The sequence below is a fragment of the Embleya sp. NPDC005575 genome (genome assembly GCF_040605455.1).
Lineage (GTDB): Bacteria > Actinomycetota > Actinomycetes > Streptomycetales > Streptomycetaceae > Embleya.
In genome coordinates, this window is record NZ_JBEXCV010000236.1 from 1 (window position 1) to 9722 (window position 9722).

Annotated in this window: 10 protein-coding genes and 1 pseudogene; 4 read left to right on the forward strand and 7 right to left on the reverse strand. The window is 71.0% G+C overall.

The window, feature by feature from the left end; all coding sequences use genetic code 11:
• Positions 1–523, reverse strand: a 523-nt coding sequence (locus ABZS54_RS40195; protein WP_355547514.1) for a hypothetical protein, incomplete at its 3' end; no start/stop codon positions are given.
• A gap of 350 nt (positions 524–873) precedes the next feature.
• Here ABZS54_RS40195 and ABZS54_RS40200 point away from each other — a divergent pair.
• Positions 874–1056, forward strand: a complete 183-nt coding sequence (locus ABZS54_RS40200; RefSeq protein WP_355547517.1) for a hypothetical protein — start codon at positions 874–876, stop codon at positions 1054–1056.
• 93 nt (positions 1057–1149) lie between these two features.
• Here the strand turns inward: ABZS54_RS40200 and ABZS54_RS40205 are convergent, their stop codons facing one another.
• Complete coding sequence (locus tag ABZS54_RS40205; protein WP_355547520.1) at positions 1150–1587, reverse strand: hypothetical protein; 438 nt, start codon at positions 1585–1587, stop codon at positions 1150–1152.
• Positions 1588–1883: 296 nt separating this feature from the next.
• Between ABZS54_RS40205 and ABZS54_RS40210 the strand changes: the two genes are divergently transcribed.
• Entirely contained in the window at positions 1884–2333 is a 450-nt protein-coding gene (locus tag ABZS54_RS40210) for a hypothetical protein (protein ID WP_355547523.1), read from the forward strand.
• Positions 2334–2560: 227 nt separating this feature from the next.
• Positions 2561–3505 (forward strand): hypothetical protein, encoded by a 945-nt coding sequence (locus tag ABZS54_RS40215; RefSeq protein ID WP_355547526.1) that lies wholly within the window; start codon positions 2561–2563, stop codon positions 3503–3505.
• A 201-nt stretch (positions 3506–3706) separates the two neighbouring features.
• On the opposite strand, the gene ABZS54_RS40220 is transcribed toward ABZS54_RS40215, so the two are convergent.
• From ABZS54_RS40220 to ABZS54_RS40230, 3 genes are all read right to left on the reverse strand, one after another.
• Positions 3707–4003 carry a hypothetical protein gene (locus ABZS54_RS40220; protein ID WP_355547529.1) on the reverse strand — a complete coding sequence of 99 codons (297 nt, stop codon included), beginning with the start codon at positions 4001–4003 and terminating at the stop codon, positions 3707–3709.
• A gap of 115 nt (positions 4004–4118) precedes the next feature.
• Entirely contained in the window at positions 4119–5630 is a 1512-nt protein-coding gene (locus ABZS54_RS40225; RefSeq protein WP_355547532.1) for a hypothetical protein, read from the reverse strand.
• A gap of 145 nt (positions 5631–5775) precedes the next feature.
• The gene (locus ABZS54_RS40230) at positions 5776–6141 is read right to left on the reverse strand and encodes a hypothetical protein (protein ID WP_355547535.1); all 366 of its coding nucleotides are present in this window, start codon (positions 6139–6141) and stop codon (positions 5776–5778) included.
• 163 nt (positions 6142–6304) lie between these two features.
• Here ABZS54_RS40230 and ABZS54_RS40235 point away from each other — a divergent pair, with 163 nt between their 5' ends.
• Complete coding sequence (locus ABZS54_RS40235; protein WP_355547537.1) at positions 6305–7249, forward strand: nucleotidyltransferase domain-containing protein; 945 nt, start codon at positions 6305–6307, stop codon at positions 7247–7249.
• Positions 7250–7257: 8 nt separating this feature from the next.
• Here the strand turns inward: ABZS54_RS40235 and ABZS54_RS40240 are convergent, their stop codons facing one another.
• Together ABZS54_RS40240 and ABZS54_RS40245 are read right to left on the reverse strand one after the other, a co-directional pair.
• On the reverse strand, positions 7258–7839 hold the full coding sequence (locus tag ABZS54_RS40240; protein WP_355547540.1) for a transcriptional regulator: 582 nt from the start codon (positions 7837–7839) through the stop codon (positions 7258–7260).
• 56 nt (positions 7840–7895) lie between these two features.
• Positions 7896–9722 (reverse strand): annotated as a pseudogene (locus ABZS54_RS40245) (DnaB-like helicase C-terminal domain-containing protein); the annotation flags it as partial.

The window sequence follows — 9722 nt, forward strand, 5'->3', positions numbered from 1 at the left end:
ACGCAACCTCGCCGGCCGCCACGCGGCGCAGCGTGTGGGCCAGGGGGTCGTCGTCGGCGGCGGCGAGCCCCGCGCAGGCCCAGCGGACGTGTTCGACCAGGCGCAGCCAGTCGCCCGTGCGGGGCGTGTCCGGGCGGCCGAAGGTCATGTCGCGGGGGTAGCGCAGGTTCGGGACGCGGGGCATGTCGGCGTAGCGGGTGCGGGCGGCGTCGGGGTGGGCGATGGCGGCGCGGTAGCGGCCGTGTTCGGGGGAGGTGTGTTCGATGGCGCGGTGGGCGTGGTGGTGGGTGTCGCACATGGCGATCAGGCAGCAGCGCTGGTGGGTGTGTTCGGGGCAGTATGCGCATTTCAGGGCGAGGATGCGGGCGCGGTTTCCGTGGGGGTGGATCCCTTGGGCCCAGGCGGCGTCCACGGTGTCCTTGGCGTGGACGACGAAGCTGCCGTCCTCGGCGGGTCCGGGTCTTTCCGGGCTTTGGCGCCATCGGTCCACGGTGATGGTCTGGCCCGGGGTGTACATGTCCACGTGGTGTTGCCTGTCTCGGGAACCGGCGAGGGGCATTCCGCACGTTAGTGGACTTGTGGTTGGCGCGATGAAGGCCGCCACCCGATCGGCGCATTCGGAGCCGACCGGGTGGGGTCGGCCCGCGGGGCGGTGATGCTTGCGTGGGTTCGTGGGAGGCAACCGGCGGGAACGTAGCTCTTCCACGACGGGGGTGGGTACCCTTCCGGCATGGGGAGCACAGCGATGGCAGACGCGCGGTTCGACGTTCCCCTGTACACGCAGGCCGAGGTGTCGCGGTATCTCGACATGCCAAGATCCTCTACAACCCCCTGGAGAGACGCGCCATCTGCGTCCACGCCGCCCGCTACGTCGTGTTCTCCAACAACAACATGCCGACCGCGACCACGATCGAACTCTTCCGCGAACACCTCCCCAGGATCGCGTTGCTGGCGGACCGTACGGGACCGTGGGTGTTCAAGATCGCGCCACACGGGATGTACGAGGCGAAACTCGACTGCCCCAAGTGGCTCGAACTCCCCGGCACCCGCGAGTAACCACCCCGACAGCCCGCCCGGACGCCCGAGCCGATCACGAACGCGACCGAGCGATGTGCGCCTGTGCCGCGAGCCGTCGGGAAGGCCGATGCGTCACTGCTTCTTCGGCACTTTGATGAAGCTGCGAGGGAGCGGGAGAGTCATGCTCTGGACGACGACGGCCAGTGCCTCGGCTTCCTTCTCGGTCAGTTTGTCCACCAAGGGCGCGAGCTTCATGACACGAGCCGAGACCTCGGTGCCGGGTTGAATACCGAACCAGTCGGCGGCGATCATCGCGCGCACCTGGTCCCGGGTCGTGCCGAACAGCTTCGCGATCCCGTCCCATTCGTCGGGGGTCGGCGGTCCGGTGCGCCCCTGCGAGCCTTTCCACGGGCCGTATTCCACGACGTTGCGCCACCAACTGTGGGAGCGGGCCCTGTCGCAACCGACCTGCATGGCGATGTAGTCCATGCGCTGAGCGAGCGCCTTCGTTGTGTCCCTGAAGGGAGAGTCCGTCATGCCCTGAGCATAGACGATATCAACGAAGCGCACATAAATATGACAGCAGAAGTGGGCGGCGCGAATTCTGGCTTGATGAAGCGGGATGGTTGTACCCGGCGAGGCTTCCCACGGGGTGGCCTGCGGTCGGCTGCGCCGAACAACGACAGTCGTCACCAACGACCGGCACCGAGCCGCGACTTCGTGTCGACGAAGCACGATGTGTCGTCACCACCCCGCGTCTGTCGCGACGCCGGCCCAACGCGCATATCGAGCCCGGAGAGCCCACGACCGAGTCGGATCGGACCGTACGGGTGCGCCGCAGGCCTCGACTTTGGAAGGATCGCGCCATGGTCGAACTCGGCATCAGAATCGAACTGTACGAACACGTCACGGGGATCGGCGTGGACTCCGAGGGCTACCTGGGGGCGATCCTGCGCGACGACGGGTATCAGGGCGTGTCCGCACCGGCCGTGGGCCACTTCGTCGCACTGAACAGCCTTCGCGCCGGTGAGATCGGCGAAGGACCCGCGGTGCGGGGAGACGGTGGCCCCTTCCTGCGCGTCCGTCACGTCGAGCACCATCTGCGCCCTGTCCGGGACGGCGAGACCGCCTCCTGGTCGCGGACCGAGGAACCCGTAACGGTCCTGGTGCTGCACAGCCCCATCGGCGTCGGCGCAACGTCCGACGACCCCTCGATCGCGGAACTCCTGCGCCGGTACGCCGCCGACGGCTGGAACCTGAACATCGGATCCGACAGCCCCCTGTACCCCGCCTACAAGGCCGCGACCACCGGATGAACCCGACGCGCCGCGCCTGCCGATGCCGTCGGAGGCAGTGATCGGGCGGGTGAGAACCCGTCACGTCGCGGTCTTCGTCGACGTCGAAGCGCACGGCGCAGTGTCCCGCGGGCAGCGGGCGTTCGGCGAAAACCTCGACCGGCCGGTCGGGCGGTTCACGCGGGCGAACGGCCCGATCGGCCCATACCGAACCGTCTCTCGATGTGGCGGCGGACAAAGGGGGCGCGATGGCGACGGTTACCGCAAGGGTCCTGCGGGAGGCGATAGGCGAGGCGCTGCGGGATCGGATGAACTCCGATGTCGTGGAGGAGGTCTGCGTCGAGCTGGGTCTGGACCCACCGGACCCGCCCTACGACGTCGCCTACACCAGCAAACGGGCCTACGTGGTGCGCCGTTTGGCGGGCAAGTCGCTGGCCGAGTTGATCACGTTGGCGATTCGGGTCGACGAGGAGCACGACGCCCCGGAGTTGAGGGAGCTCGTATCCCGGGTGGCGCCCGTCGGCGTGGCCGGGCAGTTGAAGAACCTCATCTTCGCCGCCGACGGCGCCAAACCCCGCATCGTCCTTCGCGACGCCATCAACAACGACCTGGCGGTCGTGGACAACGAGCGGTACTGCCTCGTCTACGACCGGCCCCTGGACGCCGCCGGACTCACCTGGCGCACACTCACCGACTGGTGGAGGGAACGCGAACAACTCACGGACCACAGCGACGAGGAGGTCTCCCGCAGCCTGTACCGTCGCCTGGCCAAATCCCTGGACAGCGACGCCGAGCAGCTGATCCTGCGCCGATACGCGCAACGCTACGTCGACCTCGGGCCGGACGTCCCGGCCCTGATCCCGCAGGTGTACCTGCACTACGACCCCTACACCACCCGCGAACTCGGACCGGCCACATCCGCCCTGACCCGCCAACGCATGGACTTCCTGCTGCTCCTGCCCAACCGGGCCCGCATCGTGATCGAACTCGACGGTGTCCAGCACTACGCCGACCCCCGCACCCGACAGGCCGATACCGGCCTGTACGCGCGCATGGTCGCCGAGGACCGGCAACTACGCCTGCGCGGCTACGAGGTGTACCGATTCGGAGGCCGCGAACTCCAGGACCCGGTCAAGGGCGCAAGGCTCCTCGACGAGTTCTTCACCCAGCTCACGGCACGCCACACGGGCTGACCCCGCCCGCCTCACGGCCCGCAGCCTCGGCCGGCGGTCGCCACAGCGGTGGGAACGTGGCCGGAACGACGACGTGTGCACCATGACCGAGGGTGGGCCGAGGGCGGCACGAGCGTCACCCTGGCGTGAACCGCACCGGCCCCACACACGACGACACTTCGAGGAACGAGCGCCGGCCGCGTCTCGGCCACCCGCCGGCGTTCACGCCGATGAGGCCTCGCGCTCGGTCAGAAGGTCTGCGGCGTTGTCCCTCAGCGCGGTCACCAGGTCGCGCAGACCGGCGAGGCTCGCGTACTCGGCACGCACCGCCGGGTCCAGCCCCTGGGTCTTGGCGTTCTCCCACAGGTCGTCGACGAACGCGAACAGCTCCTCGCGGGCGTCGTGTTGTTCGCGCAGATGGGTGTCGCTCAAGGCCTTCAGGCCTGCCGCGTCGTGCGGGCCGACGTCCTCTGCCAACTCCTGTGCGGCTTCCTGCAGCGATTCGAACTCGATGGCCATGTGTGAGGTCTCCTTCTCGTCGGTGCCGCCCGGTGTTGCCGTCCGGCCGTGCGACCCGTGTCGTCGCGTCCGGGGCCGGCCGCGTGTCGGCGCCGGAACCGGGACCGTGCGGTGGTCAGTGGCCCCTGGGTGGGGTCATGCGGGTGCGGAGCAAGGTGGCGCGGGTGAGTTCGGTGCCGTCGGGGTGTTCCCGGTTGAGGAGGTCGGTCAGGGGCTCCGGGGCGTGTTGCCAGTGTTCGCGGAGGGTGACGGATCGGGTGGGGTGGTCGAGGAGTTGGTGCAGGACGTAGGAGGCTTCGGTGGCGCGGTCGCCGTAGCCGTCGCCCCACCACAGGTGGTCGCCGCGGCCGGGTGTGCAGGGGGCGGGGTGGACCTGTTCGTCGGTGGTGGTGATCCACACGGTGCCGTGCAGGGTGACCTTGGCGAGGTCTGCTCCGGCGGGCAGGGCCAGGGGCGCGTAGAAGATCCAGGTGGCGTCGCGGTCGTGGTCGTCGGGGGCGGTGCGCAGGGCGGGCATGCCGGTGAGGGGGTCGACGAAGAACGTGTCGACGGGCTTGTCGGTCAGGGCGGCGTGGGCGGCGGTGGGGTCGCACACCGCGAGGCGCCGCGCCCACCGCCGGGCCACCGGTGCGCCGGCCGGCGCGGTGGTGATCGGGCCGAACGGCAGCAGCGGCGGGACGACGTAGAGCGCCTCGTGCAGGACCGCGACCGCGTCCGGGTGTGGGCAGGCGGCGACCTGGGTCCACCCCGCGGACAGGAGGTCACGGTCCTCGATCTCGGGCACGCAGTGGACGTGGGGGTCGGGTCGGGCGGCGATCACGATCGGGTGGCCTCGGCCCGGGCGGTCCCTGCCGAAGATGTCCGCGTCCATGGCGGTGCCCTCGACGTGGGCGTTGTGGACGGCGTCGGCCGTCGCGGTCAGCGCGGCGCGCGCGGCCGGTCCGAAGACGGGGTTGCGAGCCGCCCGGCGCAGCGCCGTTTCGCGGTCGCCGACGGGAACGTCGGTGACGACGACCGGGGTTGCGGGGCGCCATGCGAGGACGAGTTCGGGCAGCCGCAGTCGATGGGGCCACCACGGCAGGGGTTGCCCGGCGAGTTGGACGACGCGGCCCCACTGGGCCTCGTACTCGATGTCGGGTCGGGCGGTGTCGGCGGCGACCAGGGCGGGTCCGGTGAAGCCGATGTCGCCGAACAGCGCGCACACCACGACGATGTCCCCGGGCCCCGCAGGGTCGTTCACCAGCGCGGTCGCGGCGGCGGACGCCGCCCCGGAGTCGTCGGTGTGGACCAGGCGGATGGTGCCGATGTCGGTGTGCCAGTCCGTGGCCGGGCCCTGCGCGGTGGCGTGTGCGCCGGCCCAGCGGCCCGGGGCCGGGTCTTCGGGGTCGGTGCGCAGCAGGACGGCGCCTCGGTGGGCGAAGTCGTGGTCGTGCGCGGCCCACCGGTACACCTCGGTCGCGTTCCACACCGGGTCGTCGTCCTCGTCGAACCGGCTCCGCAGCGTGGGCCGGTCCTTCGTCGACGCGGGGAAGTCCTCCCGCCGCAGGACCCGGCGCAGGCCGAAGGTGTTCACCCCCAGGAGTTCGCGGAGTTGGGCCTTGGTGACATACGTGGTGCCGACTCCCATGGTGGGAACCCCCTGTGTCCGCTCCGTCACGACCGGTCCACGCCAGTCAACCACCCGAACGCCTTGACTCGCCCGGTGGTTGGCGAAGTCCCGCGATGACGACACGGCGGAATGCGCCGTCCGTCACGGCTTCACTCCCGGTGGGCTACCTGGGGCGGCCGTCGACTCGTTCGGACAGTTCCGTCGTCCAGGTGGCGGCGACGTATCCGCCCGCGAGCGCAAGGTCCTTCCGGGCGCGCTGCAGGATCGGCACACCGGGCAGCTGCAACCCGTCGACGGCCTGCCGAATCAGGAGCCGAGCGCTCATCACGGCGTGCAGCGCCGCTTCCACGCGCGCGCCGCCGGGCATGGCGCCCATCACACCCGAGGGAAGTCCGACGATGTGACGGTCGTGCTCCTCGACGCGGCCGGACATGACGGAGTCGGCGAGTGTGCTCTGGACTTCGAGGAGCATCGCGATCGCGTCCTGCCACTCCTGGGCTGTCGGTCGCCGTGATTCCGCGACATCCACGGTTGTCCCCTTCGTCGGTGTGGTCGGCTCGGTACCGGCGCACGTCGGTCATCCTCCTGCGGGTGGGCGGTCGGGGGCGTCCGACGGGTCGAGGTCCCCAGGAGGACGGTGCGGGGACGGACGCCGGCGCACCTACACTGCTGCCGATGCGAGGAAGACGAACGTGAAGCGAGCGCGGGCCGTCGAACTGGTCGAAGGGATGCTCGGCCGGCTCGACGCGGACCGGAGTTGGCCGTTGGGCCTGGTGCAACAGGTGTGGATTTTCGGGAGCTTCGCCCGGGGCGCCTGCGAGCCGCACGACGTCGACGTGGCCGTGCGATTCGAACGCGACGAGCGGATGCGGCAGGCGGTCGTCGAAGCCATCCTCTCCGGCCGCGCCAACCCCTACGCCCCGCTGCGCCGCGCGCTCGCCGGGGCATCACGCGGGTTGCAGTTCCAGTTCGAGGACCACGCGCGGGAACGACTGCGGTCCGAGGGCACCCCCATGCTGTCGCTGTGGCGACGCGGCGACACGCTCCCCCAGGCCCTGACCGTCCTGCACTCCATCGCCGAGGACCCCTCCGCGGGCCGCGCCGAACGCCACGACATGATCGACGCGTTCACCGGCCTCGACCGGTACATCCCCCGCCCGGTACGCGCGGAACTGATCGCCTGGCGGCAACGCGGACTCGTCGACATCTCCCGGATCCCGCTCCCGGACGTCCCCGACGACACCGACCTCCTCGCGGACCCGCACCTGCGGTGGGCCGTCGGCCGACGGTGGAACGACGACAGCCCACTACGGCGCTCTGCCCTGGCGGGCCTGTCCCACCTGCTCACCCTCGGGGCCGACCTCGACGACGTCGACCTGGCCGGCCAACGCCTGCCCACCCCGCGGCGCCTCGCCGGACATCGGGGCGACGCGCGCTGGTGGATCAATTGGAAGTGGCGCGGCTACTCAGGGATCCCTCACTGCGTCCCCCGCGGAAGCGCCTGGCTCGAAGTCGTCCAGCCCGCCCGAACCCGCCCGTTGACGGCCCTGATGATCCGACCGGGGCCACACGCCGGAGCCGTGCGGGGTGAGGCGCGGCCCACTCCCGGGTCCGGGTTCGGCCACACATTCAACTAATTAGTTGGTCAGGCTGCGAATCCGACTCCGGAGGCGAACTCGAAGCCGCCCCAGTCGGATCCGAGACCGGCCAACACCTCGTCGGTCCACAGTTCGTCGAGCATCCGTTCGTCGCCCGCGGCCCAGGCGCGCACGATCGCGTCCCAGCGGCGGACGTTGACGCTGCGGTGCACGGCCACACCCGAACGGCGGTGCGGCTCGCGTACGCCGGACTGGTCGTGCGGGTGCAGTTCCACCCGGGTGCCGCGGCCGTTGTTGTTCAGACGACGGGTCAGCGAGCGGGCCACGTTGTGTCGGCGCAGGTCGCGGTAGGCGGCCTCGATCCGGCGCAGGTTCGCCCTGTTGGGGGTCTGTTCCTCGGCCAGCCAGGCCGCGAGAGTGCGGGGGGTGACGGCGATGCCGGCGGTGTCCATGGCGGTGTAGCCGGCGTTGGAGGCGGTGAGGTAGCGCAGGCGGGCGGCGAGGCCGCGTTCGGTGTCGACGGGTGAGGTGACGCCGTCGGCGAGTTCGTCCAGGCGCCGTGCGGCGAGTTCGGAGGCGCGGTTGCCGCGCATTCCGTATTTGCCGGGCTCCAGGGAGCGGTACGGCATGCGGTGTCAGGTCCTCTCGGGGGAGGCGGGACGCGGGCGGTGGCGGGTGTGGGGCATCAGTTCCCGGCCTTGGTCTGGAGGGTGTAGGTGTCCTTGATCTTCACGTCGCCGACGCCGCGGCCCTCGGTGAAGACGGTGCGCCAGTCGGTGTCGGTGTCGCCGGTGGTGAGGTGGAGCTCGTCGGTGCCCATCACCCGCACCACGGCAAGGCCGCCCTGGTGGGCCTTGAACGCCTTGACCCACAGGTTGGAAAACGCCTGGGAGCGGATGATGTGCATCCAGTCGGGCCGGTTGATCTCCCGGTTGTAGTTCGAACCACCCATCGTCGAGACGAGTTTGGCGTACATCTGCTTCACGTAGTCCAACGTGACGTCGTCGCCCTCGGCGATCGCGGCGTCGCGGGCGTCGCGCAACGCCGTGCGCAACCGCTCCAGGAGGTTCTCCGTCGCCACCGCCGTCCACGATTCCAGGACCTGCGGTTCCTCGCACAGATTGCCGTAGGCGGGCGAGGCGCAGCGCAGGAGGAGGCGCAGGGTGGGGTCGGTGATCCACAGCGGCCGGGTTCGTCCCGGTCCCCGAGGGGGTTTGGCAGATCGTCGTGGTCCCAGGCCGGGGGTTCGACGAGGTAGATGCCGGCGCGGCGGCGTTTGCGCCCGCGGGGGCCGTCGTGGTCGTCCAGGTCGGGGCCGGCGCGGTGTTCGAGGGGGCCGATGGGCAGGTGGGCCTTGAGGGCGGACAGGTAGGCGGCGTTCATGTCCAGCGCGACGACTTCGTGGTCCCCGGGGGGTAGGTGTTTGTTGCGCCACTTGGGGCGCGCTTCCCAAACCGCGTCCGATTCCTCCTTGCTGCGTTTGCGCAGCAACTCCGGCAACGGCGGGTACCAGGTGTGCTCGTACCGGAATCCGGCGCGGGACAGGCGCAGGAGTTCCATCACGTCCGGGATCGCCCGCCTGGCCAAGGCCTCGCTCGCGGCGGCCATGTCGCCCTCGGCGGCGAGTTCCTCGGCGACCGCGCCGGCGATCGCGCCGGGCAGGGGGTCCTCGTCGGTGTCCGCAACGACCCTGCGCGTCTTCGAGGCGGCCGGGGTCTTCGACGCGGTCGACGCGGAGCGGGCGGCCCCGCGTGCGTGCGCGGTCGGCGTGCGGGGCGCGGACGCGGGTGCGCCGGCCGCCGGCCGGTCCCGTCGACTCTCGTCGCGTTCGCGAGGAGCACGAACGGGGGGCTCGGCGTCGGCGGCGTTGTCGGCCGGCGCTGCGCCGGCCGGGCCGGCCGGGCCGGTTTCGTTCGGGGTGGTCGCGGCTGGTGGGAGGTCGGTGAAGCGGACGTGGGCGAGGTCGGCGTGCAGGGCCGCCTGGGCGATGGGGCCCAGGTCGCGTTCGGCGACGATCGCGAACGCCTGCTCACCCTCACGCGTCAGATGCACCACGCTGTCCGCCTCGGCCAACGCCGCAACAACCTCCGGGGATTCACCCGCGCCGGTCTCCCACACGGCCACCACCGGCACGTCCAGATCCGCCGCCAACCGGCGCAACGCGGCCACACCGTGACGGACATCGGAAACGGCGGGACCGGCGGCAGGGAGAAGGTGGTTGAGAGGATCCACCGCCACCAGACGCAGGCCCGCGATGTCGGCGGCGGTCGCCCGGAGCAGATCCAGGGTCAGGTCGGCGCCGTCGTCCAGAAGCAGCCCCCCGGCAGCCAGACGCGCCGACGCCGCGTCGGCGGTTGCGCGTTCGGTGTCGGTGAGGGTACCCGCACGCAACCTGCGATGGTCCACCCCGGCGGCAGCCGCCGTCAGGCGGGCCGCGATGTCGGCGCGGGGGCGGCCGGGCGTGCACGAGAGCACCGCGCTCGGCGCGTCGGGGTCGTCGGCCGGGGCCAGG